Source organism: Variovorax sp. YR634 (genome assembly GCF_900106655.1).
GTDB lineage: Bacteria > Pseudomonadota > Gammaproteobacteria > Burkholderiales > Burkholderiaceae_C > Variovorax.
Map to the genome: position 1 here is coordinate 578,772 of NZ_FNOL01000001.1, position 22,852 is coordinate 601,623.

Sequence of the window (22,852 nt, forward strand, 5' to 3'; positions counted from 1 at the left end):
CTTATTTGTTTTCGCCGCTGGCGGTGTATCGCGCAGATGCCGCCAGCGCCGCGGCGAAGACCACGACGACATAGAGCGCGGCGGTCAGCGAGGTCGCCCGCGCCAGCAGCCCGATCACTGCCGGGCCTGCCATGAACCCCAGATAGGCCAGGGCCGAGACCGACGCAATGCCGCGTGCGGGCTCGATGCCTGGAACTTTCGCCGAGGCCGAGAACAGGATCGGCACCACGTTCGCAAAGCCGACCCCCACGCCCGCGAAGCCGACCAGCGCCAGCCAGGGCAGGTCGGTGATGAGCACCAGCGCCATGGACGCCGCGGCCAGCAGGCCGCTGCCGAGCAGCAGCGTGCTCGGCGAGAAGCGGGCGCGCAGCGCGTCGCCGCCGAAGCGCGCCGCGGCCATCGCGGCCGAGAAGCTTGCATAGGCCAGGGCGGCCTGTTGCTGGGGACTGCCGATTTCCTGCTGCATATAGAGAACGCTCCAGTCGTAGATCGCGCCTTCGGCGATCAGACCCAGTGCGGCGAGCACGCCCAGCACCGCGAGCGTGCCGCGGGGCAGCAGGAAGCCGTGATCGGCCTCGGTGGCGCCGCTGGTGGCGGGGCGGGGCAGCATGCGTGTCGAGGCTACGGCAACGAGCAGCACCATCGCGACCGAGACCAGCAGCAGGTGCGCCTGCGCGCCGAGCCCGGCCGCCAGCGCGGCGCTGCCGCTCGCGGCGCCGGCCATGCCGCCCAGGCTGAACATGCCGTGCATGCCGCTCATCAGGGGCGTGTCGCCGTGCAGTTCAAGCTGGGCGGCTTCAGTGTTGATCGAGACGTCGAACACGCTGGTCACGAGGCCGAAAGCCGCCAGCAGAACCAGCAGCGCGGCATAGCCGGGCATCGCGATCAGGCCGGCCAGCAGCAGTGCATAAATGCAGCCGCAGATGCCGGCCACGCGACGCGGGCCGTGGCGGCCGATCCAGCGGCCTGCACTGGTCAGGCCGAACATCGCACCGGCACCGGCCGCGAGCATCGCCAGCCCGAGCTGGGCTTCGTCGATGCCGTAGTGCGCCTTGACCGTGGGCACATGCACGCCCCAGGTCGCGAAGATGAAGCCGGCGGCAAAGAACTGCGCGCGCGATGCCCAGCGCGTGGCTGCGGTAACACCCACCATCGTCAGCGGCCGATCGCGAACACGGCGGGCAGGCGTTCGTCTGTGGTGGCTTGTGGCTTGGCGCGCCAGGATTTGACCGTCTCGCTGCGCACGTGGGCGGAGGCGAGCGTCAGGCCGCGTGCCACGGCGAGCCGGGTGTTGTGCTGCAGGGTCTGCACGAGGGCCTGCAGCAGCGTGGCGTTGCGATAGGGCGTCTCGATGAACAGCTGCGTCTGGCCCGACTTGAGCGCGAGCGCTTCGAGCTCGCGGATGCGGGTCTGGCGCTCGCCGGCGTCCTGAGGCAGATAGCCGACGAAGGCGAAGTTCTGGCCATTGAGCCCGCTCGCGGCCAGCGCAAGCAGCAGCGAGACCGGGCCGGTCAGCGGCACCACGGTAAGGCCCAGGTCGTGCGCGGCGCGCGCCACCGAGGAGCCCGGGTCGGCCACCGCCGGCATGCCTGCCTCGCTCAGCAGGCCGATGTCGTGGCCTTCGAGCGCGGCGGCCAGCAGGGGGCGGGCGTCGAACTGGCCTGCGTGATCGCCTTTCTTGTGCACTTCGCGCGGTAGTTCCTGGATGTTCTGCGCCTGCAGCGCAGCGGCCAGTGGCGCCACTTCGTCGATGCGCTTCAGGTAGGCACGCGCGGATTTCGCGTTCTCGCAGATCCAGTGGGTGATGCCGGCGGCTGTCTGCAGCGTGCCCAGCGGGAGGGCGTCTTGCAGCGGGGCTTGCACGTCGCAGCCGAAGTCGAGCGGCGCGGGAACGAGGTAGAGCTTGCCTTTTTGTTGTGTCACAGCAGATCGACCCCCGCGGCGCGCAGCATCTGGCAGGTGCGGATCAGCGGCAGGCCGACCAGTGCGGTCGGGTCGTCGCTGTCGATGGCGCTCAGCAGCGCGATGCCGAGGCCTTCGCTCTTGGCGCTGCCGGCGCAGTCATAGGGCTGCTCGGCCTGCAGATAGTGTTCGATGGCGGCGTCGCTGAGGTCGCGGAACACCACGCGCACGGGCGCGATGTCGCGCTGGACGAAGCCGGTGGCCTTGCAGACGACGGCCACGGCCGTCTGGAAGATCAGCGTCTGGCCGCGCATGCGGCGCAATTGGGCGGTGGCGCGGGCATGGTCGCCGGGCTTGCCCAGCGCCTCGCCGGCCAGGTCGGCCACCTGGTCCGAACCGATGACCACGGCTTCTGGGAAGCGGGTAGCCACGGCGTTGGCCTTTTCCAGCGCGAGGCGCACGGCCAGGTCGTGCGGCGTTTCGCCGGTCTGGGGCGTTTCGTCGACTTCCGGCGAGTGCACATCGAAGGGCAGGCGCAGGCGGGTGAGCAGTTCGCGGCGGTAGCGCGAGGTCGAGGCGAGGATCACGGTGCGTTGCATGGTGACGATTGTGCGTGAGCCGCCCAGAACTCTCAGGTATGCCCCAAGCCGGTGAAATGGCCGGCACGCTAGACTGGCGCGGATGAAGAGAGAATTTGCCCCCGAACGGCTCAATGTGCCCGGCTTTACCGCCGCTGCCGCCACCCTGGAAGCCGCCGATCCGGTTCCGAACTATGTACGCCTGGTCGCCGAACTGGCCGTCCCGGCGCCCGACGCGGTGGTCCGATGGGAGGCCCACGGGGAAGAGCGCCCCGGTGCGGATGGCAAGGCCGCGCCCTGGCTGCACCTGGAGGCTGAAGCCACCGTGCCGCTGGTCTGCCAGCGTTGCCTGTCGCCGGTCGACACGCTGCTTTCCGTGGATCGCTGGTTCCGTTTCGTGGCCGACGAGGCCACTGCCGAGGCGCAAGACGAGGAATCCGAGGAAGACCTGCTCGTCGTGAGCCGGGATTTCGACCTGCGTGCCCTGATCGAGGACGAGCTGCTGATGGAAATCCCCGTCATGCCCGTTCACGATGTCTGCCCCACGCCGGTGCAACTTGCGTCCAGCGACGAGGACTTCAAGGCGGCTGAAGAGGCCAAGCCGAACCCCTTCGCAGTGCTCGGCGCGTTGCGTTCGCGCAAGCCCGAAGAGGGAAAGTAGCCCTTTCCCGCAGGCTGGGCTATAATCATGGGCTTCGCGCGCGCCGCCGTGAGCAGCAGTACAGATAAAGGCATTCCATACATGCCGTTAAATTTTTTGTATTGCCACCGCTTGAGCCCGCATCCAATCACTCACCTAACAGTCCAGGAGCCATCATGGCCGTCCAGCAAAACAAGAAGTCGCCTTCCAAGCGCGGCATGCACCGTTCCCACAATGCGCTGGTCGTGCCCGGCATCGCCGTGGAACCGACCACCGGCGAAACGCACCTGCGCCACCACATCAGCCCCAACGGTTTCTACCGTGGCCGCCAGGTGCTCAAGAACAAGTCTGAAGCCTGATCTCGCATTCCAAGGCCAAGGCCCGAAGCTACTTCTGCTGTAGCGTCGGGCCTTTGTTTTGATGGCTACGCCTTCTTCCCCCGAAATCACTGCTGCGCCTTCTGCAATCACGCTCGCCGTGGATTGCATGGGAGGCGATCATGGGCCGCGCGTCACGCTCGCGGCCTGCCGCGCGTTTCTCGAGCGGCATAGCGAAGCCTCGTTGTTGCTGGTCGGCGCGCCGGCCGCGCTGGCGGGGTTTGCCGCGCATCCGCGTGCCCGCATCGTCGCTGCAAGCGAAGTGGTGGGCATGGATGACCCGGTTGAAATCGCCCTGCGCAAGAAGAAAGACTCTTCGATGCGCGTCGCGATCCAGCAGGTCAAGGACGGCGCCGCCCAAGCCGCCATCTCCGCCGGCAACACCGGCGCCCTCATGGCGATTGCGCGCTACCTGCTCAAGACGCTCGAAGGCATTGATCGCCCCGCGATCGCACCGCAGCTTCCCAATGCCAAGGGCGGGGCAACGACCGTGCTCGATTTGGGTGCGAACGTCGATTGCGACGCCGAAGACCTGCTCCAGTTCGCCGTGCTCGGCTCGGCCCTGGTGTCGGCGCTGACTGGCAACGAGGCGCCCTCGGTCGGCCTGCTCAATATCGGCGAGGAAGCAATCAAGGGCAGCGAAACGATCAAAAAAGCGAGCCAACTGCTGCGTACAGCTGCCAACTCCAAGGATCTGAACTTCTACGGCAACGTGGAAGGTAACGACATCTTCAAGGGCACGACCGACATCGTCGTCTGTGACGGCTTCGTCGGAAACGTGGCTCTGAAGGCCAGCGAGGGCGTGGCTTCAATGATCGGTGAATTCATTCGCGTCGAATTCTCCCGGAGCATTTTTACCAAGGTGGCGGCAATTGTTGCCTATCCGGTTCTAAAAGCGTTCAAAAGTCGCCTGGATCATCGTCGCTACAACGGCGCAGCCTTGCTGGGGCTGCGTGGCCTGGTTTTCAAGAGCCATGGCTCGGCTGACGAAGTGGCTTTCGGCCATGCGCTGGATCGCGCTTATGATGCCGCTCGCAACAACCTGCTCGATCGCGTGCGGGCCCGCATCGCCCACGCCGCGCCTTTGCTAGCGCGACAGGAACCGGCGGCGCCGGTCGACGCGACGGCCCTTCACGTTTGATGACCCCTTCTTATTCACGCATTACCGGCACCGGCAGCTATCTGCCCCCACGCCGCGTGACCAATGACGATCTCGCCAAGGATCTGGCGACGCGAGGCATCGAAACCTCCGACCAGTGGATCGTCGAGCGCACCGGCATCCACGCGCGGCATTTCGCCGCGCCGGATGTCACGAGCAGCGACCTTGGTCTTGAAGCGGCCCGACACGCCCTGGAGGCTGCCGGCCGTAAAGCCAGCGACATCGACCTGATCATCGTCGCGACCTCGACGCCCGACATGGTGTTTCCGTCGTCGGCCGCCATTCTCCAGAACAAGCTCGGCATTGCCGGCTGCCCGGCGTTCGACGTCCAGGCGGTTTGCAGTGGTTTCGTCTATGCACTGACCGTCGCCGACGCGATGATCCGCACCGGCACAGCGCGTTGCGCGCTGGTGGTGGGTGCCGAAGTGTTCTCCCGCATCCTCGATTTCAACGACCGCACCACCTGCGTGCTGTTCGGCGATGGCGCGGGCGCGGTGGTGCTCGAAGCCAGCGAAGAGCCCGGCATTCTGGCCAGCGACCTGCATGCGGACGGCAAGCACGTCGGCATTCTTTGTGTGCCGGGCCACGTTTCAGGCGGCAATGTGCTGGGCACGCCGCTGCTGCACATGGACGGCCAGGCCGTCTTCAAGCTCGCGGTCCGCGTGCTCGAAGAGGCTGCGCGCGCCACGCTGGCCAAGGCCGGCAAGGTCGACACCGACATCGACTGGCTCATTCCGCATCAGGCCAACATCCGCATCATGGAAGGCACGGCGAAGAAGCTGAAGCTTCCGCGCGAGAAGCTGATCGTCACGGTGAACGAGCACGGCAATACTTCCGCCGCCTCGATTCCGCTGGCGCTCGACGAGGCCGTGCGCTCCGGCAAGGTGAAGAAAGGCGAAACGCTCATGCTCGAAGGCGTGGGTGGCGGCTTCACCTGGGGCGCGGTGCTATTGAATCTGTAGTGCGTTGCGGCGCCCTGGAAGAGGGCGGCCGCGATGCGAGATGGCGCATACAACAATGAAATCCTTTGCTTTTGTCTTTCCGGGTCAGGGCTCGCAGGCGGTCGGCATGCTCGACGCCTGGGGCGATCACCCGACCGTGGCTGAAACGCTGCGCGAAGCTTCCGAAGCGCTCGGCGAAGACGTCGGCGCGCTGATCAAGAACGGCCCCAAGGAAGAGCTGGCGCTCACCACCAACACTCAGCCCGTGATGCTGGTGGCTGGTGTTGCTGCATGGCGCGCCTGGTTGGCCGAGGGTGGTGCCGCGCCTTCTGTGGTGGCTGGTCATTCGCTCGGCGAGTATTCGGCGCTGGTGGCTTCGGGTGTTCTGACGCTCGCGCAGGCTGCGCCGCTCGTGCGTTTCCGCGCGCAAGCGATGCAACAGGCGGTGCCCGTCGGTGTCGGCGCGATGGCTGCGGTGCTCGGCATGGAGTCGGGCAAGGTGGCGGCAGGCTGCGCGGAAGCCACTGCCAGCTTTGGCTCTGGCAGCGCGGAAATCGTCGAAGCGGTGAATTTCAACGACCCCATGCAGACCGTGATCGCCGGCAGCAAGGCTGCGGTCGACAAGGCCTGCGAACTGCTCAAGGCCAACGGTGCCAAGCGGGCGCTGCTGTTGCCGGTTTCGGCGCCTTTCCATTCGAGCCTCATGAAACCTGCCGCGGAAGCGCTGCGCGAGAAGCTGGCTTCCATCGCGCTGGCCACGCCGCAAATTCCGGTGCTGAACAATATCGACGTCGCCATCGAGACCGATGCCGACCGCATCCGCGACGCCCTGGTGCGCCAGGCCGCCGGCCCGGTGCGCTGGGTCGAGAGCGTGCAGGCCTTGAAACTGCGCGGTGTAGCCGCCATCATCGAGTGCGGTCCCGGCAAGGTGCTGGCCGGCATGGTGAAGCGCATCTCCCCCGATCTGGAAGCCGCGTCGGTATACGACCCGGCCACGCTCGCGGACACCCGACAATCGCTCGCCGGCTGACCGGCGCAAGGCTCCGACACTTTTTCTTATGAGCATTCCCAAATTCGAAGGGCAAGTCGCCCTGGTCACAGGCGCAACGCGCGGCATCGGCGCGGCGATCGCGTTGGAGCTGGCGCAGCGCGGCCTCAAGGTCGTGGGCACCGGCACCACCGACGATGGCGCGGCCAAGATCACTTCGGCCCTGAGCGCCTACGGCGGTCGCGGCCGTGCGCTCGACGTGAACGACGGCGCCGCCGTCGAGGCCCTGATCGACGAGATCGTGCAGGCCTACGGCGCCATCCACGTGCTGGTGAACAACGCCGGCATCACGCGCGACACGCTCGCCATGCGCATGAAGGACAGTGATTGGGACGCGGTGCTCGACACCAATCTCAAGGCCGTCTTCTCCCTCTCGCGCGCCGTGATCCGCCCGATGATGAAGCAGCGCTACGGCCGCATCATCAGCATCACCAGCGTGGTCGGCGCCTCCGGCAATGCCGGCCAGGCCAACTACGCCGCTGCCAAGGCAGGCGTCGCGGGCATGACCCGTGCGCTGGCCCGCGAGCTGGGCAGCCGCAACATCACCGTCAACTGCGTCGCACCTGGTTTCATCGAAACCGACATGACGGCCAGCCTCCCCGAAGCCCAGCAACAGGCGCTGCTCCAGCAGATCCCGCTAGGCCACTTGGGCAAGCCGGCCGACATCGCGCACGCGGTGGCTTACCTCGCATCGCCCCAGGCGTCCTACGTCACGGGGCAAGAGCTGCACGTCAACGGCGGCATGCACATGTAGCCGCAAGGCGCAAGTTTTTCCCGTACCGGACGCGCGGCAAATGCCACAATGCGCCCGGCTAAAATCCACCGATTACCTACAACCCTCAGAGGGAACCAAATGAGCGATATCGAAGCACGTGTCAAGAAAATCATCGCCGAGCAGCTCGGCGTGGAAGAGTCCCAAGTGACGAACGAAAAGGCTTTCGTGGCCGACCTCGGCGCTGACTCGCTCGACACGGTCGAACTCGTGATGGCACTCGAAGACGAATTCGGCATCGAAATTCCCGACGAAGATGCCGAGAAGATCACCACGGTGCAAAACGCCGTCGACTACGCCACCAAGAATCAAAAGGCCTGATAGGCCAGCTGACAACACTGCAACTGCGGCCGGCGGCTTTTCCTTTAAAAACCGCACGCGCCGACAGGCAACTGTTCAGCGCTTCCAGAAAGGTTTGCCGGCATGACCAAACGCCGCGTCGTCGTGACCGGACTCGGTTGCATCGCTCCTGTCGGAAACACCGCAACCGAATCCTGGGCCAACCTGTTGGCCGGGAAATCGGGTATTGCGAACATCACCGCGTTCGATGCAAGCGCCTTCGCCTGCAAGTTCGCCGGTGAGGTCAAGGGTTTCGACATCACCCAATACATCTCGGAGAAAGAAGCGCGCCACATGGACCGCTTCATTCATCTGGGTCTCGCCGCCGCCATCCAGGCGGTGCAGGACAGCGGACTGCCGACCGGCGAAGCGCTGTCCTATGAAAAAGCCGTGCGCATCGGATGCAACATCGGCTCCGGCATCGGCGGCCTGCCGATGATCGAAGAGACGCACGGCGAACTGATGAGCCGCGGCCCGCGCCGCGTCTCGCCGTTCTTCGTGCCGGCATCGATCATCAACATGATCTCGGGCCACGTCTCGATCAAGTACGGCTTCAAGGGCCCGAACATCGCGGTCGTGACCGCCTGCACCACCGGCCTGCATGCCATCGGCACGTCGGCACGCATGATCGAGTACGGCGATGCCGACGTGATGATCGCGGGTGGCGCGGAGTCGACCATTTCTCCGCTCGGCATCGGTGGCTTCACCGCGCCTCGCGCGCTGAGCACCCGCAACGACGATCCCGCCACGGCCTCGCGTCCGTGGGACAAGGACCGCGACGGTTTCGTGCTGGGCGAGGGCGCTGGTGTGCTGGTGCTCGAAGAGTACGAACACGCCAAGGCACGTGGCGCCAAGATCTACGCGGAAGTCGCGGGCTTTGGCCTGACGGGCGACGCGTATCACATGACCGCGCCCGACGTCGACGGCCCGCGCCGCTCGATGGCCATGGCGCTGGCCAATGCCGGTGTCAATGCCGATCAGGTGCAGTACCTCAATGCGCACGGCACTTCGACGCAGATCGGCGACGTCAACGAGACCAATGCGGTCAAGCTGGCATTCGGCGATCACGCGAAGAAGCTCGTCGTCAATTCGACCAAGTCCATGACCGGCCATTTGCTGGGCGGCGCGGGCGGCATCGAATCGGTGTTCACGGTGCTGGCACTGCACGAGCAGAAGAGCCCGCCGACCATCAACATCTTCAATCAGGATCCGGAATGCGATCTCGACTACTGCGCCAACGAGGCGCGCGATCTGAAGATCGACGTCGCGGTCAAGAACAACTTCGGCTTCGGCGGCACCAACGGCACGCTGGTGTTCAAGCGCGCTTGAGCACTGCTCTTTCATGCACAGCGCACCGTCGGTGACCTATCCGGTGGGGCGCTCGCGTGGCGCAACCCGGATTCTCGTTGTCCTCTGGGCCCTGGGCGCTTGCTGTGCGGGTGCATCTTGCTATCTCTTCGATAGCGCCGGATGGCGCCAGCTGCTGCTGGTTCTCAGTGTCGTGTTTGCAGGTGTCGCCGCGGGCTTCGGCTTGCGACGCGATGGCGCGGGCGTTCTGCATTTCGACGGCCTCTACTGGTCGTTGACGGGAGGCCATGCCTCCCGGGCCGTGCATGCTGCCAGGGCGTTCGTGGCGCTCGATTTCCAGTCGCTGATGCTGGTGCGGCTCAGCGAGCCGGGCCGCGCCCGCCGCTGGGTCTGGATCGAGCAGCGGGCCATGCCTGAGCGCTGGCGCGACGTGCGCCGTGCGGTATATTCGCGCCCCCCGTCCGCAGCACCTGCGGGCGACCCCTGGCGCGCGACGGCTCCCGCCGACGCGCCCTGATCCTCCGTCGATGACCACTTCTCCGCCTGTGCCGCCGGATTCCGGCCTGAACGATGCGCCCGCCGTGGTGCGTCCGGGCGAGGTCGATTTCCAGCTGGTCCAGCGCACCGTCGCGGGCGACCAGAAGGCATTCGAGTTGCTGGTCATCAAGTACCAGCGCCGCATCGAGCGCCTGATCGGGCGGATGGTGCGCGATGTCGACCTGGTCGAGGACATTGCGCAGGAAACCTTCATTCGCGCGTATCGCGCGCTGCACCAGTTCCGCGGTGAGGCGCAGTTCTACACCTGGCTCTACCGGATCGCCGTCAACACCGCCAAGAAGGCACTGGTGGACATGAAGCGCGATCCGACTGTCTCCGAGGCCGCTCTCAGGCCTTCTTCTGAGGACGACGATGAAACTTACCGTCCCGGAAACGAACCAACCACCGACGAAACCCCCGAATCGGTCATGGCGGCGAATGAAATCGCCAGTGCCGTCGAGGCGGCCATGGAAGCACTCCCTGCCGAGTTGCGCCAGGCGGTCACGCTGCGCGAAATCGAGGGCATGAGTTACGAAGAGATTGCCGAGGTCATGGATTGCCCTATCGGCACGGTGCGTTCGCGTATTTTCCGGGCGCGCGAGGCCATTTCGGCCAGGGTCAAGCCGCTGCTGGACAACCAGTCCGGCAAGCGTTGGTAAGTAAGCAGGTGAATGAAATGAATCAGACGATGACGGTTCGGGAACAGGTGTCCGCACTTGCGGATGGTCATTTGCAGGGCGAGGCGTTTGCGCAGGCGATCGAAGCTGTCTGCGCCGAAGGCGAATCGCGCGCGGCATGGCAGGCCTACCACGTGGTGGGCGATGTGCTGCGTTCGGGCTCTCATTCGCCGTGCAGCGACACCTCGGCATTCCTGGCGCGCTTCCAGCAGCGATTGGCGGCGGAGCCTGTGATGGTCGCCCCCATGTCGGTGCCGGTCGCCGCACCGGTGGCACTGCCCGCGCAGCGCAGGGCGGAAGCGGCCAACGAGCCTGTGTTCCGCTGGAAGCTTGTGGCTGGTGCCGCGTCGCTGATGGCCGTGGCTGCCATCAGCTGGACCCTGGTCGGCAACGGCACAGCGGTGCCGCAGGGCGGCGCGCAGCTGGCTTCGGTCCAGCAGCAACAGCAGCCGGCGGTCAATTCGGTGTTGGCGGCGGCTGCGGTCAACAGCCCGCAACCCGCGAGCAACACGTTGACCCCGACCCGCGTGATCGTGGGTAACGGCAATCCGCAGGTCATGCTGCGTGACCCGCGGCTCGATCAACTGCTCGAAGCGCATCAGCAAGCCGGCGGTGCTTCGCAAATGCCTTCCGGTTTCCTGCGCAATGCCACCTTCGAGGGTCCGACGCGCTGAGTGCGCGCACCCCTAGCTGCCCGTAATGACCGTTCCGATGCCGATCTCCGCGCGCGCTTTCGTACTTGTGTTTGCTGCTTTTTGCCTTGCGCAGACTGCCACCGCGCAGACCCGCTCGGGCGCTGCGAATACGAAGAGCGCGGCAACTGCGCAGACGGACGAGCCACCGGCCATGAGCGTGACCGAGTGGCTGCAGCGCATGCACGCGGGCGCCCGGCAGCGCAATTACGTGGGCACCTTCGTGGTGTCGGCGCCGGGCGGCGACCTGTCGAGCGCACGCATCTGGCATGTGCGCGACGGCGAGCATCAGATCGAACGCATCGAAGCTCTCTCGGGGCCGCCGCGCTCGACCTTCCGGCGCAACCGCAATGTCATGACCTTCCTGCCGGAGGCGAAGGTGGTGAAGGTCGAGAAGCGCGAGAACCTTGATCTCTTCCCGAACCTGCCGGACAAGCCCGATTCGTCGATTGGCGATTTCTACGACGTGCGCGCGATCGGCAAGGACCGCGTGGCCGGCTTCGATGCCGACGTGGTGCAACTGGTGCCGCACGACGCGCTGCGCTTCGGCTATCGCATCTGGAGCGAGCGCCGCTCGGGCCTGGTGGTGAAGCTGCAGACCATTGACGGCGATTCCCGCGTGGTGGAGCAGTCGGCGTTTTCCGAGCTGCAACTCGACGCGCCGGTGAAGGCGCAGGCGCTCTCGCAGATGATGTCCAACACCTCCGGCTACCGCATCGAGAAGCTGGAGCTCGAGCGCAGCAATGCGCAGGACGAAGGCTGGACGCTGCGCACGCCCGTGGCCGGATTTAAGCCCCGAAGCTTCTTCCGTCGCCCGACAGCGGGCGGTGATGGCGACAGCAGCGGCAAGTCGAAGCAGGACGCGGCGACGGTCCAGTGGACCTTCTCCGATGGCCTGGCCTCGGTGTCGCTTTTCATCGAGCGCTACGACGCGGCGCGCGCGCCCCGCGACGGCGTGCTGACCATCGGAGCGACCAACGCCATTCGCCGGCGTCTGCCCGAGCCGGCCAGCGACTGGTGGCTGACCGCAGTCGGCGAGGTGCCGCAGCAGACGCTCAATGCATTCGCCCAAAGCCTCGCGCGCACGCGCTGACAGGCCAAATAAGCGCCAATTGCGCTGAACCAAGCACACAGCGCAAACTCATAGCACTTGTTTTCAGCCGCTCTGTTCTTTTGAAAGAAAACCGATGATCTTCAAAGTCGAGGGACACAAGTTTCGTTCCGGTCTGCTGGCTTGCGCGCTCGCACTGACTGCAAGCGCCACATTCCTTCCGGTCGAGCCGGTCCATGCGCAAACGCGCACGCTGCCCGATTTCACCGATCTGGTCGACCAGGTCGGCCCTTCCGTCGTCAACATCCGCACCGTCGAGAAGGTTGCCCAGCGCGGCGGCAATGGCGAGATGGACGAGGAGATGCAGGAGTTCTTCCGCCGTTTCTTCGGCCAGCCTCTGCCTGGCCAACCGCGTCAGGGCCCGACCCCCAAGCGCCCGCAGCAGCCGCAGGAAGAGGAGCGTCCGCGTGGCGTCGGATCCGGCTTCATCCTGACGGCCGACGGCTACGTGATGACCAATGCGCACGTGGTCGAAGACGCTTCCGAAGTGCTGGTCACGCTGCCCGACAAGCGCGAGTTCAAGGCCAAGATCGTTGGCGCCGACAAGCGCACCGACGTCGCGGTCGTCAAGATCGAGGCCACCGGCCTGCCAGCGGTGAAGGTTGGCGACATCTCCAAGCTGCGTGTCGGCGAATGGGTGATGGCAATCGGTTCGCCCTTCGGCCTCGAGAACACCGTCACGGCCGGCATCGTGAGCGCCAAGCAGCGCGACACCGGTGAGTACCTGCCGTTCATCCAGACCGACGTGGCCATCAATCCCGGCAACTCGGGCGGCCCGCTGATCAACATGCGCGGCGAAGTGGTCGGCATCAACAGCCAGATCTACTCGCGCTCGGGTGGCTTCATGGGCATCTCGTTCTCGATCCCGATTGACGAGGCGATTCGCGTGAGCGATCAGCTACGCACCTCGGGCCGCGTCTCGCGCGGCCGCATCGGCGTGCAGATCGACCAGGTCACCAAGGACGTGGCCGAGGCCATCGGCCTGGGCAAGGCACAGGGTGCGCTGGTGCGCGGCGTCGAAGCCGGCTCGCCGGGCGAAAAGGCCGGTGTCGAGCCGGGCGACGTCATCACCAAGTTCGACGGCAAGCCCATCGAGAAGCCGAGCGACCTGCCGCGCCTGGTGGGCAACACCAAGCCGGGCACCAAGAGCACGCTCACCGTGTTCCGCCGCGGCGCTTCGCGCGACCTCAGCGTGACCATTGCCGAGATCGAGCCCGACAAGCCGGGCAAGCGTGCGGGCGACCGCGACGAGCCGGCGCCGAAGCCGCCCGCATCTGCAGCCGCCAAGTCGCTCGGTCTGGCTGTGAGCGATCTCACCGACGCGCAGAAGAAAGAGCTCAAGCTGAAGGGCGGCGTGAAGGTCGATGCCGCCAGTGACGCCGCAGCCCGTGCAGGCTTGCGCGAAGGCGACATCATCCTGTCGGTGGGCAATGTCGAGGTGTCGAATGCGCGCGAATTCGAGTCCGCCATCGGCAAGGCCGACAAGAGCAAGGCGCTCAGCGTGCTGTTTCGCCGTGGCGATTGGGCGCAGTACGCGCTGATTCGCCCTGCACGCTGATCTGGCTCTGGCGTCAAGTGGCCCCACCCGGCAGTCGGGTTTGGGGCCGTTTTTTTGAGGTGTTTACGACGTTCAGGCGCCGGCCCCTAAAAAAATCTGAGGGCTCGGAAATGCCGATTTTTGTTTGTGCTCACTAACTTTTAAAGAGGCTAAGGACGGATTTCGGTAGAATAGGGCGCTCTCGGCGGTCGGTCGGCGCATAAGGAGTGCCCTGACCTTCACCATGCGAGATGTCAGACAGCAGTCCACCGGTGCTCCACAGATCGCCCACAAGTTGTTCAGTGACTGCTCCACCGATCCTGTTGATAACCTGTTCATATCTTTCATGTTGTGGACCTGCAACGACCCCTTTGGACCCCGTTCCCGGATGTACGCGCTTCCCTTTTTGCCTACAATGAAGTTCCAACTACTGCAGTTGCCATTGCTTGTTGGTTCAGGGCGCGTCTCCAGAAGACGCGCCCTTTTTTCTTGCCTGTCGCACTCTGCGCACGAGCCAATTCAAGTACTTAAGCGTTCCCGTTGATGAATCACATCAGAAATTTTTCGATCATTGCGCACATCGACCATGGCAAGTCGACGCTCGCAGACCGTTTGATCCAGCGTTGCGGCGGCCTCGCAGACCGCGAGATGGAAGCGCAGGTGCTCGACTCGATGGACATCGAAAAAGAGCGTGGGATAACCATCAAGGCGCAGACCGCTGCGCTGCACTACAAGGCACTCGATGGGCAGGTCTACAACCTCAATCTGATCGACACGCCGGGCCACGTCGACTTCTCGTATGAAGTGAGCCGCTCGCTGTCGGCGTGCGAAGGCGCACTGCTCGTCGTCGATGCATCGCAAGGCGTCGAAGCGCAGACAGTGGCCAACTGCTACACCGCGCTCGACCTCGGAGTCGAAGTGGTGCCCGTGCTCAACAAGATCGATCTGCCCAACGCGGACCTCGACAACGCGCGCACCGAAATCGAAGACGTGATCGGCATCGACGCGACCAATGCGATCCCGTGCTCGGCAAAGACCGGCGTGGGCATCGACGACATTCTCGAAGCCATCGTTGCCAGGATGCCCGCGCCCCGCGGCAACCCCGACGGCCCGCTGCGCGCGATGATCGTCGATAGCTGGTTCGACCCATACGTCGGCGTCGTCATGCTGGTGCGCGTGGTCGACGGCCGGCTCGCGAAGGGTGATCGCATCAAGATGATGGCGTCGGGTGCGATGTACAACGCCGACAGCGTCGGCGTCTTCACGCCCGCCAACGAACCCCGCAATTCGCTCGAAGCGGGCGAGGTGGGTTACATCATCGCGGGCATCAAGGAGCTGCAGGCGGCCAAGGTCGGCGATACGGTCACGCTGATCAAGGCCGGCACTGGTGGTGCCGCGGCAACGGCGACCGAGGCACTGCCTGGCTTCAAGGAAATCCAGCCGCAGGTGTTCGCGGGCTTGTACCCGACCGAAGCGAGCGAGTACGACTCGCTGCGCGACGCACTCGAAAAGCTCAAGCTCAACGATTCGTCGCTGCGCTACGAGCCCGAGGTGAGCCAGGCGCTCGGCTTCGGCTTCCGCTGCGGCTTCCTCGGCTTGCTGCACATGGAAATCGTGCAGGAGCGCCTGGAGCGCGAGTTCGACCAGGACCTGATCACGACCGCGCCGAGCGTGGTCTACCAGGTGGTCAAGAACGACGGCGAAGTGATCATGGTCGAGAACCCGTCCAAGATGCCCGACGTCGGCAGGATGGCGGAGATCCGCGAGCCGATCGTCACCGTTCATCTCTACATGCCGCAGGAATACGTCGGCTCCGTCATGACGCTGGCGAACCAGAAGCGTGGCGTGCAGATGAACATGGCCTACCACGGCCGCCAGGTCATGCTGACCTACGAGATGCCGCTCGGCGAGATCGTGCTCGACTTCTTCGACAAGCTGAAATCGGTGAGCCGAGGCTACGCCTCGATGGACTACGAGTTCAAGGAGTACCGCGCGTCCGACGTGGTGAAGGTCGACATCCTGCTCAACGGCGACAAGGTCGACGCGCTGTCGATCATCGTGCACCGCAGCCAGTCGCAGTACCGCGGCCGGGCCGTGGTGTCGAAGATGCGCGAGATCATTTCGCGCCAGATGTACGACGTTGCGATCCAGGCGGCGATCGGCGTCACCATCATTGCGCGTGAGACAATCAAGGCGCTTCGCAAGAACGTGCTGGCCAAGTGCTATGGCGGCGACATCACCCGCAAGAAGAAGCTGCTCGAGAAGCAGAAGGCGGGCAAGAAAAGAATGAAGCAGATCGGCTCCGTCGAGGTCCCGCAAGAGGCCTTCCTCGCGATTCTGCAAGTCGAAGACTGATCAAAAAAATGGCATTCATCACCACCCTGGTCCTCGCGGCCTTCGCCGCCTATGTCGGCGCCTGGTATTTCAACGCGATCGAAGGCAACTTTGCCTTGCTGCTGTTCCTGGCGACGGTGGTCACCGGCCTCTACTGGCTGGCCGAGCGCTTCTATTTCCTGCCCCGGCGCGAACAGGCCGCCGCCAAGCTGGAAGCTTCGCTGACCGAGCGCAATGCGCGCTTGTCCGAGCAGGGTATCAAGCAGGTCGACACGGCCGACGCGAAGGCGAGCGAACGGCTGCTGATGCAGCCCTGGTGGCTCGACTGGACCGCCGGCCTGTTCCCGGTGATCCTGGTGGTGTTTCTGCTGCGCTCGTTCCTCTACGAGCCTTTCAAGATCCCGTCGGGCTCGATGATGCCCACGCTGCTGACCGGCGACCTGATCCTGGTCAACAAGTTCACCTACGGCCTTCGCCTGCCCGTGATCAACACCAAGATCACCGACGGTACGCCGCTGGCGCGCGGCGACGTGGTGGTGTTCCGCTACCCGCCCAAGCCGAGCATGGACTACATCAAGCGCGTGGTCGGCGTCCCGGGTGACGAGGTGGCCTACCTGAACAAGAAGCTCACGATCAACGGCCAGCCGGTGTCCAAGGAGTCGGATGCCGACTACCTCGACGGCGAATCGATGCGCCTGCTCAAGCAGTACACCGAGAACCTCGGCGGCAAGCAGCACAAGATCCTCAACGACGAAACCACGCCATCCTACGTTCCCGGTGCCAGTGGCTTCAATTTCCCGGGCATCGAAAACTGCCGCTACTCGGTCGAGGGCGTGGTCTGCAAGGTGCCGGCCGGCAACTATTTCATGATGGGCGACAACCGCGATAATTCGGCGGACTCGCGTTTCTGGGGCTTCGTGCCGGACAAGAACATCGTGGGCAGGGCGTTCTTCGTCTGGATGAACTTCGGCGATCTGGGTCGCATCGGTCCGTTTCAATAAGCATTCATCTGAATAGTTCAGTTCGAGGGGTATGAGGGCATGAGAACACATCGGTTCGTTCGCAGCAGGGCTGCGCAACAACGCGGCATTTCGTTCATCGGCTTGGTGTTTGTCGCGGTCGTGCTCGGGTGCCTGGGCGTGGTCGTCGCGCAGGTCATCCCGACGCTGATCGAATGGCAGGCCATCGACAAGGCGGTCAACAAGGCCAAGGAAGGCACGACCGTGCCTGAAGTGCGCGCCATCTTCGATCGTGCCCAGGCCATCGACGACTTCAAGTCGGTCAGCGGCAAGGATCTCGACATCAAGAAGGTCGGCGACAAGGTGGTCGTGTCGTACTCGTACGAGCGTGAGATCCCCCTGTTCGGCCCGGCCTACCTGACGCTCAAGTACAAGGGCGAATCCCGCTGAACACGGCGCCCAAAAAGGTGGAGGGCAGCCTCGCCGCGCTGCAGGCGCGCCTCCAGCACACCTTCTCCGATCCGCGGCTGCTCCAGCTCGCGCTCACGCATCGCAGCTTCTCGGCCGACCACAACGAGCGCCTTGAATTTCTCGGCGACTCGGTGCTGAACCTGGCGGTCTCGCACCTGCTCTACATGCGCCTGTCGGCTCTGCCCGAAGGCGACCTGTCGCGCGTGCGGGCCAACCTGGTCAAGCAGGACACGCTGCACCGCCTGGCGGTAGGGCTGGCGCTGTCGCCGCTGCTGCGGCTCGGCGAAGGCGAGGCGCGCTCGGGCGGGCCCAACCGGCCGTCGATCCTGGCCGACGCGCTCGAGGCGCTGATCGGCGCCGTCTATCTCGACGCCGGCTTTGCGGCCGCACAGTCGCTGGTGCACCGGCTCTACGAGGCGGTCGAAATCAATCCGCGCATGGAAGCCGCAGCCAAGGATCCCAAGACCGAATTGCAGGAATGGCTGCAGGGTCACAAAATGAAGCTGCCGGTGTATCGCGTGGCCGCCACACTGGGCGCAGCGCATAAGCAGACTTTTGATGTCGAGTGCGAGGTGCCCGAGTTGGGGCTTCGCGAACGCGGCATCGGCGGCTCGCGCCGCGCCGGCGAGCAGGCGGCTGCGGCCGCCATGTTGATCCGGCTCAAGGCACGCGGCACCGCGTGAAACCAGAATGAACGATGCTATCAATCCCGTAGCGGGACCCGAAGACACTGCAGGCGATGCGCCTGCCACCGGACCCCAACACTGCGGCCTCATCGCCATCGTCGGCAAGCCCAACGTGGGCAAGTCGACGCTGCTCAATGCGCTGGTCGGCCAGAAGATCAGCATCACCTCGCGCAAGGCGCAGACCACGCGCCACCGCATCACCGGCATGCGCACGCTGGGCGCCACGCAGTTCGTGTTCGTCGACACGCCGGGCTTCCAGACCCTGCACGCCAACGCGCTGAACAAGTCGCTCAACAAGACCGTACAGGGTGCGGTCGGCGATGTGGACCTGATTCTTTTCGTGGTCGAGGCCGGCAGCTTCACGCCGGCCGACGAGCGCGTGCTCAAGCTGCTCGGCAAGGGCATTCCGACCGTGTTGCTGGCCAACAAGCTCGACAACGTGCACCGCCGCGGCGACATCGCGCCCTGGCTGAAGACCATGCAGGAGAAGCACAGCTTCGCCGAGTTCGTGCCCATGTCGGCGAAGAACGCCAAGGACGTCGAGCGCCTGTTCGGCATCTGCGAGAAGTACCTGCCCGAACAGCCCTGGTTCTACGACGAGGACGAGCTGACCGATCGCAGCGAGAAATTCCTTGCCGGCGAACTCGTGCGCGAGAAGCTGTTCCGCCTCACCGGCGACGAGCTGCCCTACACCTCGACCGTCATCATCGACAAGTTCGAGGAAGAGCCGCCCCAGAAGAAGGGCCAGAAGCGCCTGCTGCGCATTGCCGCCACCATCGTGGTCGAACGCGACGGCCATAAGGCCATGGTGATCGGCGACAAGGGCGAGCGCATCAAGCGCATCGGCATGGAAACCCGCGTCGAGCTCGAGAAGCTGGCCGACGCCAAGGTGTTTCTCGAACTGTGGGTGAAGGTGCGTTCGGGCTGGGCCGACGACGAAGCCCGTGTCCGTTCGTTCGGCTACGAATGAAGTGGCCGCTGCCCACCGCGTTTCGCACGAACCGGCGTACGTTCTCCATCGCTACGACTGGAGCGAGTCGAGCCTGATTCTCGAAGTCTTCACCCGCCACCACGGGCGCATTGCGCTCGTGGCCAAGGGGGCGAAACGGCCGAGTTCGAACTTTCGGCCGGTGCTGCTGCCGCTGCAGCCCCTGCAGCTCAACTACGGCGGCGACGCCGAAATCCGCACGCTCAAGGGCGCCGAATGGATGGGCGGCCATGTGATGCCGACCGGCGAGGCGCTGCTGTCGGGCTATTACGTCAACGAACTGCTGCTGCGCCTGCTGGCGCGTGACGATGCCCATGAAGCGCTGTTCGATGCCTACGCCGGGGTCGTTCAGGTGCTGGCAGGCGATCACGTCGGCGCGCAGGCCGCGACCCAGGCTGCCGCGCTGCGTGCTTTCGAGTTGCTGCTGCTGCGCGAGGTCGGCCTGCTGCCGTCGCTCGATGTGCAGACCCTCACGCTGGAGCCGCTTGCTGCCGAGCAGCGCTACAGCCTCGTGCCGGAAGCCGGCCTGCGCCAAGCCGCCGACGACGAGGCCGCGCTGAATGGAGCCGACTGGCAGGCTCTGCAGACCGTTCTCGACGACCGCGCCCCTTTTACCGTCACGTTGCGTGAAATTGCCACCATGAACGCCGGCAGCAACAGTGCCCTGCGAAACCAGTTGCGCACCTTGCTCAACTACCATTGCGGCGTGTCCACGCTGCGCACGCGGCAAATGATGAGAGATCTGCAAGCACTATGAGCACTTCAGGCACCACCACCTCGCTGTCCGTCAACCTCAACAAGGTGGCCCTGGTCCGCAACACGCGCCACCTGGGCATCCCGAGCGTGGTGAAAGCCGCCCAGGCCTGCCTGGCTGCCGGTGCGCACGGCATCACCGTGCACCCGCGGCCCGATGCCCGCCACATTCGCGCACACGACGTGAGCGACCTGTCGGCGCTGCTCGCCAAAGACTGGCCCGCGATCGAATTCAATATCGAAGGCAACCCCTTCCAGAACCTGATGGACTTCGTGCGCACGCTGAGGCCGCACCAGGCCACCTTCGTGCCCGACAGCGAAACCCAGTCGACCAGCGACCACGGCTGGACCTTCCCCGACGACGCCGAGCGCCTGCGCCCCCTGATCGCCGAAGCCAAGGCGCTGGGCGTGCGCGTCAGCCTGTTCATGGACCCGATTCCCGAAATGATGGCGGCGGTCAAGGCCGTGGGCGCCGACCGCGTCGAGCTCTACACCGAAGGCTATGCCGCATCGCGCGGAACGCCCGACGAGAAGGCCGTGCTCCAGCGTTATGCTGACACGGCGCGCGCGGCCCATGCCGCAGGCCTGGGCATCAACGCCGGCCACGACCTGAGCCGCGACAACCTGACGGCTTTCCTGCGTGCCGTGCCTGGCGTGCAGGAGGTCTCGATCGGCCATGCCTTCGTGGCCGACGCGCTCGAGCTTGGCTATACGGCCGCCACGCGCGACTACCTGCGCTGCATCAACGAGGCGCAATGAGCGCCGGCGCCGCATGATCTACGGCATTGGCACCGACATCTGCGACCTGCGTCGCATTGCCGCGACCTTCGAGCGCCAGGGCGAACGCTTTGCCCGCAAGGTGCTGAGCGACGCTGAATTCGCAGTCTGGAAGGCCCGCAGCGAACGCTGGCCCAAGCGCGGCCTGAGCTATCTGGCGACCCGCTTCTCCGCCAAGGAGGCCTTCAGCAAGGCCATCGGCCTGGGCATGCGCATGCCCATGAGTTGGCGCCTGTGCGAGATCGCCAACCTGCGCAGTGGCAAGCCCGTCATCGTGCTGCATGGCGGCCTGAAGGACTGGTTCGAGGCGCAGGGCCTCACGGCCCATGTGACCGTGACTGACGAAACCGAATACGCCGCGAGCTTCGTGGTGGTGGAGAAGCTATGACTGCCGGGCCCGCCGCTCGCCCCCATGCGCCGCTGATCATCGATGTGGCGGCTACCGAGCTCAACGACGCCGACCGCCGTCGCCTCGCCAATCCGCTGGTCGGCGGAGTGATCCATTTCGCCCGCAACTGGCAGGACCGCGCGCAGATGACTGCGCTCAATGCCGAGATCAAGGCGATCCGCCCCGACCTGCTGATCTGCGTCGACCACGAGGGCGGCCGCGTGCAGCGCTTTCGCACCGACGGCTTCACGCACCTGCCGTCGATGCGCGCACTCGGCGAGCTGTGGATGCGCGACGCCATGCGCGCCACCCAGACCGCGACCGCGGTCGGACAGGTGCTGGCGGGCGAGTTGCGCGCCTGCGGCGTCGACTTCAGCTTTGCGCCGGTGCTCGACCTGGACTACGGCGGCAGCAGCGTCATCGGCAGCCGCAGCTTTCATCGCGATCCGCGCGTGGTGGCGCTGCTGGCCAAGAGCGTGATGCACGGCATGCTGCAGATGGGCATGCGCAACTGCGGCAAGCATTTTCCGGGGCATGGCTTCGTGCAGGCCGATTCGCATGTCGAGATCCCGGTGGACAAGCGCGGCCTCAAGGCCATCCTTGACGACGACGCACGGCCGTACGACTGGCTGTCGGGCACGCTCGGCGCGGTGATGCCGGCGCACGTGATCTATCCGAAGGTCGACAAGCGGCCGGCGGGGTTTTCGTCGAAATGGCTCAAGGCGATCCTGCGGCAGCGCTTTGCCTTCGACGGCGCCGTGTTCAGCGACGACCTGAGCATGGAGGCGGGCCGCTACATCGATGGCCGGCTGCTCAGCTATACCGATGCGGCGCTGACCGCGCTGGAAGCCGGATGCGACATGGCGCTGCTGTGCAACCAGAGCATCGGCGAGGGGAGCCTGCTCGACGACTTCCTCGAGGGCTTCGAGGCTGCCGCGCGCGCGGGCCGATGGCTGCCGGACGCGAGCAGCGAAGCGCGCCGCCAGGCGCTGCTGCCGCAGGGCGCTGCACCCGATTGGTCGACGCTCGTCGCTTCGCGCGGGTACCGCGATGCGAGGCGGATGACGGACGTTTGAAGGCTGTCCAGCCGATCCGGAATTGGCGCATTTGTGAACAAGCTGGCAAATACGCCAGATAAGTCAGCCGCGCCGTCCTATAGAGTCAAATGTTCTGAATCAGGCAGTTTCGGGGGACATTTCTCATGGCGCACATCGGCGAATCCTGGCTGACTTTCGACAGCTTGACGCAGCACGTCGTCAAGACGATCAATCCCAAGCGCATCCTGGACATCGGTGCCGGGGGCGGCAAATATGGAGCCTTGCTCAAGAACGTCGTGCCCGAATGCGAGCTGACCGCGCTGGAGTGTGACGAAGTGGCATTTCCTCAACTGCGCGAGGTCGGCTACCACCAGATTCTTCCGATCACGGCCGACAAGCTCTATGAACGCAGCGGCGATCTCTACGACGTGGTGATCCTGGGCGATGTCATCGAGCACATGCTCCATTCGCAAGGCCGCGACCTGCTGGAATTTCTCAACTACCGCTCCCGCTATCTCATCGTTTCCACGCCGGAATGCATGCCGATGAGCCGTCCCATCTTCTTCGAAGGTCACAACTCGCTGTGGCGTCCCGATTCGTTCGGCTGGCACGACTACTGGGCGCACCAGCAGTGCGGCGTGATGCACTTCTATCTGCTCAGGGGGCACGACAACTGGGCTGGGCCGGGTCTGGCAGAGGTAGTGAGTGCGGTCAATGGAGCGGGAATTTTCAACGACCATTCCAGCGACAAGAAGCAGGCCGTCAACCTGACGATTCATGACACGCGCTACAAGGAGCCGGCCGACGAACACAACGTCGTGCTCTACCGCCCCTTCTGACG

The 22,852-nt window shown here is 64.9% G+C and carries 26 protein-coding genes; 23 read left to right on the plus strand and 3 right to left on the minus strand.

Going from position 1 to position 22,852, the window contains the following annotated elements:
* Window position 1: 1 nt before the first annotated feature.
* Genes BLV60_RS02670 through BLV60_RS02680 form a run of 3 tightly spaced genes read right to left on the minus strand, consistent with a single transcriptional unit; the run spans window position 2 to window position 2,501 of the window.
* Window positions 2-1,153, minus strand: a complete 1,152-nt coding sequence (locus BLV60_RS02670; protein WP_093049398.1) for an MFS transporter — start codon at window positions 1,151-1,153, stop codon at window positions 2-4.
* A 2-nt stretch (window positions 1,154-1,155) separates the two neighbouring features.
* Entirely contained in the window at window positions 1,156-1,923 is a 768-nt protein-coding gene (locus BLV60_RS02675) for an SAM-dependent methyltransferase (RefSeq protein WP_093049401.1), read from the minus strand.
* The gene (locus tag BLV60_RS02680) at window positions 1,920-2,501 is read right to left on the minus strand and encodes a Maf family nucleotide pyrophosphatase (RefSeq protein ID WP_093049404.1); all 582 of its coding nucleotides are present in this window, start codon (window positions 2,499-2,501) and stop codon (window positions 1,920-1,922) included. The genes BLV60_RS02675 and BLV60_RS02680 overlap by 4 nt, the downstream gene beginning before the upstream one ends.
* 82 nt (window positions 2,502-2,583) lie before the next feature.
* Here BLV60_RS02680 and BLV60_RS02685 point away from each other — a divergent pair, with 82 nt between their 5' ends.
* The 23 genes from BLV60_RS02685 (at window position 2,584) to BLV60_RS02795 (ending at window position 22,850) form a co-directional block, all read left to right on the plus strand.
* Window positions 2,584-3,141 (plus strand): YceD family protein, encoded by a 558-nt coding sequence (locus BLV60_RS02685; RefSeq protein ID WP_093049407.1) that lies wholly within the window; start codon window positions 2,584-2,586, stop codon window positions 3,139-3,141.
* A 155-nt stretch (window positions 3,142-3,296) separates the two neighbouring features.
* Entirely contained in the window at window positions 3,297-3,479 is a 183-nt protein-coding gene (gene rpmF, locus BLV60_RS02690; protein ID WP_007830466.1) for a 50S ribosomal protein L32, read from the plus strand.
* A 61-nt stretch (window positions 3,480-3,540) separates the two neighbouring features.
* The gene (plsX, locus tag BLV60_RS02695; RefSeq protein ID WP_093049410.1) at window positions 3,541-4,638 is read left to right on the plus strand and encodes a phosphate acyltransferase PlsX; all 1,098 of its coding nucleotides are present in this window, start codon (window positions 3,541-3,543) and stop codon (window positions 4,636-4,638) included.
* Window positions 4,638-5,618, plus strand: coding sequence for a beta-ketoacyl-ACP synthase III (locus BLV60_RS02700; RefSeq protein ID WP_093049413.1), 981 nt, complete (start codon window positions 4,638-4,640; stop codon window positions 5,616-5,618). The genes plsX and BLV60_RS02700 overlap by 1 nt, the downstream gene beginning before the upstream one ends.
* Window positions 5,619-5,673: 55 nt before the next feature.
* On the plus strand, window positions 5,674-6,627 hold the full coding sequence (fabD, locus tag BLV60_RS02705) for an ACP S-malonyltransferase (RefSeq protein ID WP_093049416.1): 954 nt from the start codon (window positions 5,674-5,676) through the stop codon (window positions 6,625-6,627).
* 28 nt (window positions 6,628-6,655) lie between these two features.
* Window positions 6,656-7,399, plus strand: coding sequence for a 3-oxoacyl-ACP reductase FabG (gene fabG / locus BLV60_RS02710; protein WP_093049420.1), 744 nt, complete (start codon window positions 6,656-6,658; stop codon window positions 7,397-7,399).
* 99 nt (window positions 7,400-7,498) lie between these two features.
* Window positions 7,499-7,738, plus strand: a complete 240-nt coding sequence (gene acpP / locus BLV60_RS02715; protein WP_007830471.1) for an acyl carrier protein — start codon at window positions 7,499-7,501, stop codon at window positions 7,736-7,738.
* Window positions 7,739-7,840: 102 nt separating this feature from the next.
* On the plus strand, window positions 7,841-9,085 hold the full coding sequence (fabF, locus tag BLV60_RS02720) for a beta-ketoacyl-ACP synthase II (RefSeq protein WP_093049422.1): 1,245 nt from the start codon (window positions 7,841-7,843) through the stop codon (window positions 9,083-9,085).
* A 13-nt stretch (window positions 9,086-9,098) separates the two neighbouring features.
* Entirely contained in the window at window positions 9,099-9,581 is a 483-nt protein-coding gene (locus BLV60_RS02725) for a hypothetical protein (protein WP_093049425.1), read from the plus strand.
* Window positions 9,582-9,591: 10 nt separating this feature from the next.
* Window positions 9,592-10,260: an RNA polymerase sigma factor RpoE gene (gene rpoE, locus BLV60_RS02730; protein ID WP_093049428.1), complete on the plus strand. Its 669-nt coding sequence runs from the start codon at window positions 9,592-9,594 to the stop codon at window positions 10,258-10,260.
* A 17-nt stretch (window positions 10,261-10,277) separates the two neighbouring features.
* The gene (locus BLV60_RS02735; protein ID WP_093049431.1) at window positions 10,278-10,952 is read left to right on the plus strand and encodes a sigma-E factor negative regulatory protein; all 675 of its coding nucleotides are present in this window, start codon (window positions 10,278-10,280) and stop codon (window positions 10,950-10,952) included.
* A 25-nt stretch (window positions 10,953-10,977) separates the two neighbouring features.
* A complete protein-coding gene (locus BLV60_RS02740) occupies window positions 10,978-12,063 on the plus strand; it encodes a MucB/RseB C-terminal domain-containing protein (RefSeq protein WP_093049434.1) in 1,086 nt (361 codons plus the stop codon).
* Window positions 12,064-12,157: 94 nt separating this feature from the next.
* Window positions 12,158-13,639, plus strand: coding sequence for a DegQ family serine endoprotease (locus tag BLV60_RS02745; RefSeq protein WP_093049437.1), 1,482 nt, complete (start codon window positions 12,158-12,160; stop codon window positions 13,637-13,639).
* A 522-nt stretch (window positions 13,640-14,161) separates the two neighbouring features.
* Window positions 14,162-15,973: a translation elongation factor 4 gene (gene lepA / locus BLV60_RS02750; protein WP_093049440.1), complete on the plus strand. Its 1,812-nt coding sequence runs from the start codon at window positions 14,162-14,164 to the stop codon at window positions 15,971-15,973.
* 8 nt (window positions 15,974-15,981) lie between these two features.
* The gene (lepB, locus tag BLV60_RS02755; RefSeq protein WP_093049443.1) at window positions 15,982-16,953 is read left to right on the plus strand and encodes a signal peptidase I; all 972 of its coding nucleotides are present in this window, start codon (window positions 15,982-15,984) and stop codon (window positions 16,951-16,953) included.
* Between the two features lie 39 nt (window positions 16,954-16,992).
* Entirely contained in the window at window positions 16,993-17,361 is a 369-nt protein-coding gene (locus BLV60_RS02760) for a DUF4845 domain-containing protein (protein WP_093049446.1), read from the plus strand.
* A 17-nt stretch (window positions 17,362-17,378) separates the two neighbouring features.
* Window positions 17,379-18,065, plus strand: coding sequence for a ribonuclease III (gene rnc, locus BLV60_RS02765; protein WP_093049449.1), 687 nt, complete (start codon window positions 17,379-17,381; stop codon window positions 18,063-18,065).
* 7 nt (window positions 18,066-18,072) lie between these two features.
* Entirely contained in the window at window positions 18,073-19,038 is a 966-nt protein-coding gene (gene era / locus BLV60_RS02770) for a GTPase Era (RefSeq protein ID WP_093049452.1), read from the plus strand.
* Window position 19,039: 1 nt separating this feature from the next.
* Window positions 19,040-19,813, plus strand: coding sequence for a DNA repair protein RecO (recO, locus tag BLV60_RS02775; RefSeq protein ID WP_093049455.1), 774 nt, complete (start codon window positions 19,040-19,042; stop codon window positions 19,811-19,813).
* On the plus strand, window positions 19,810-20,568 hold the full coding sequence (locus BLV60_RS02780) for a pyridoxine 5'-phosphate synthase (protein WP_093049458.1): 759 nt from the start codon (window positions 19,810-19,812) through the stop codon (window positions 20,566-20,568). Before recO ends, BLV60_RS02780 begins: the two co-directional genes overlap by 4 nt.
* A 13-nt stretch (window positions 20,569-20,581) precedes the next feature.
* Window positions 20,582-20,974, plus strand: coding sequence for a holo-ACP synthase (gene acpS / locus BLV60_RS02785; protein WP_093049461.1), 393 nt, complete (start codon window positions 20,582-20,584; stop codon window positions 20,972-20,974).
* Window positions 20,971-22,050, plus strand: coding sequence for a beta-N-acetylhexosaminidase (gene nagZ, locus BLV60_RS02790; protein WP_093049463.1), 1,080 nt, complete (start codon window positions 20,971-20,973; stop codon window positions 22,048-22,050). Before acpS ends, nagZ begins: the two co-directional genes overlap by 4 nt.
* A 125-nt stretch (window positions 22,051-22,175) precedes the next feature.
* On the plus strand, window positions 22,176-22,850 hold the full coding sequence (locus tag BLV60_RS02795) for a class I SAM-dependent methyltransferase (RefSeq protein WP_093049465.1): 675 nt from the start codon (window positions 22,176-22,178) through the stop codon (window positions 22,848-22,850).
* The last annotated feature ends 2 nt before the right edge of the window (window positions 22,851-22,852 follow it).

Bases quoted from the DNA above. Each gene is read 5' to 3' on its own strand.
- BLV60_RS02670 (WP_093049398.1), bottom strand. From the start codon at position 1,153: ATGGTGGGTGTTACCGCAGCCACGCGCTGGGCATCGCGCGCGCAGTTC.
- BLV60_RS02680 (WP_093049404.1), bottom strand. From the start codon at position 2,501: ATGCAACGCACCGTGATCCTCGCCTCGACCTCGCGCTACCGCCGCGAA.
- BLV60_RS02685 (WP_093049407.1), top strand. From the start codon at position 2,584: ATGAAGAGAGAATTTGCCCCCGAACGGCTCAATGTGCCCGGCTTTACC.
- rpmF (WP_007830466.1), top strand. From the start codon at position 3,297: ATGGCCGTCCAGCAAAACAAGAAGTCGCCTTCCAAGCGCGGCATGCAC.
- plsX (WP_093049410.1), top strand. From the start codon at position 3,541: ATGGCTACGCCTTCTTCCCCCGAAATCACTGCTGCGCCTTCTGCAATC.
- BLV60_RS02700 (WP_093049413.1), top strand. From the start codon at position 4,638: ATGACCCCTTCTTATTCACGCATTACCGGCACCGGCAGCTATCTGCCC.
- fabD (WP_093049416.1), top strand. From the start codon at position 5,674: ATGAAATCCTTTGCTTTTGTCTTTCCGGGTCAGGGCTCGCAGGCGGTC.
- fabG (WP_093049420.1), top strand. From the start codon at position 6,656: ATGAGCATTCCCAAATTCGAAGGGCAAGTCGCCCTGGTCACAGGCGCA.
- acpP (WP_007830471.1), top strand. From the start codon at position 7,499: ATGAGCGATATCGAAGCACGTGTCAAGAAAATCATCGCCGAGCAGCTC.
- fabF (WP_093049422.1), top strand. From the start codon at position 7,841: ATGACCAAACGCCGCGTCGTCGTGACCGGACTCGGTTGCATCGCTCCT.
- BLV60_RS02725 (WP_093049425.1), top strand. From the start codon at position 9,099: ATGCACAGCGCACCGTCGGTGACCTATCCGGTGGGGCGCTCGCGTGGC.
- rpoE (WP_093049428.1), top strand. From the start codon at position 9,592: ATGACCACTTCTCCGCCTGTGCCGCCGGATTCCGGCCTGAACGATGCG.
- BLV60_RS02735 (WP_093049431.1), top strand. From the start codon at position 10,278: ATGAATCAGACGATGACGGTTCGGGAACAGGTGTCCGCACTTGCGGAT.
- BLV60_RS02740 (WP_093049434.1), top strand. From the start codon at position 10,978: ATGACCGTTCCGATGCCGATCTCCGCGCGCGCTTTCGTACTTGTGTTT.
- BLV60_RS02745 (WP_093049437.1), top strand. From the start codon at position 12,158: ATGATCTTCAAAGTCGAGGGACACAAGTTTCGTTCCGGTCTGCTGGCT.
- lepA (WP_093049440.1), top strand. From the start codon at position 14,162: ATGAATCACATCAGAAATTTTTCGATCATTGCGCACATCGACCATGGC.
- lepB (WP_093049443.1), top strand. From the start codon at position 15,982: ATGGCATTCATCACCACCCTGGTCCTCGCGGCCTTCGCCGCCTATGTC.
- BLV60_RS02760 (WP_093049446.1), top strand. From the start codon at position 16,993: ATGAGAACACATCGGTTCGTTCGCAGCAGGGCTGCGCAACAACGCGGC.
- era (WP_093049452.1), top strand. From the start codon at position 18,073: ATGAACGATGCTATCAATCCCGTAGCGGGACCCGAAGACACTGCAGGC.
- BLV60_RS02780 (WP_093049458.1), top strand. From the start codon at position 19,810: ATGAGCACTTCAGGCACCACCACCTCGCTGTCCGTCAACCTCAACAAG.
- acpS (WP_093049461.1), top strand. From the start codon at position 20,582: ATGATCTACGGCATTGGCACCGACATCTGCGACCTGCGTCGCATTGCC.
- nagZ (WP_093049463.1), top strand. From the start codon at position 20,971: ATGACTGCCGGGCCCGCCGCTCGCCCCCATGCGCCGCTGATCATCGAT.
- BLV60_RS02795 (WP_093049465.1), top strand. From the start codon at position 22,176: ATGGCGCACATCGGCGAATCCTGGCTGACTTTCGACAGCTTGACGCAG.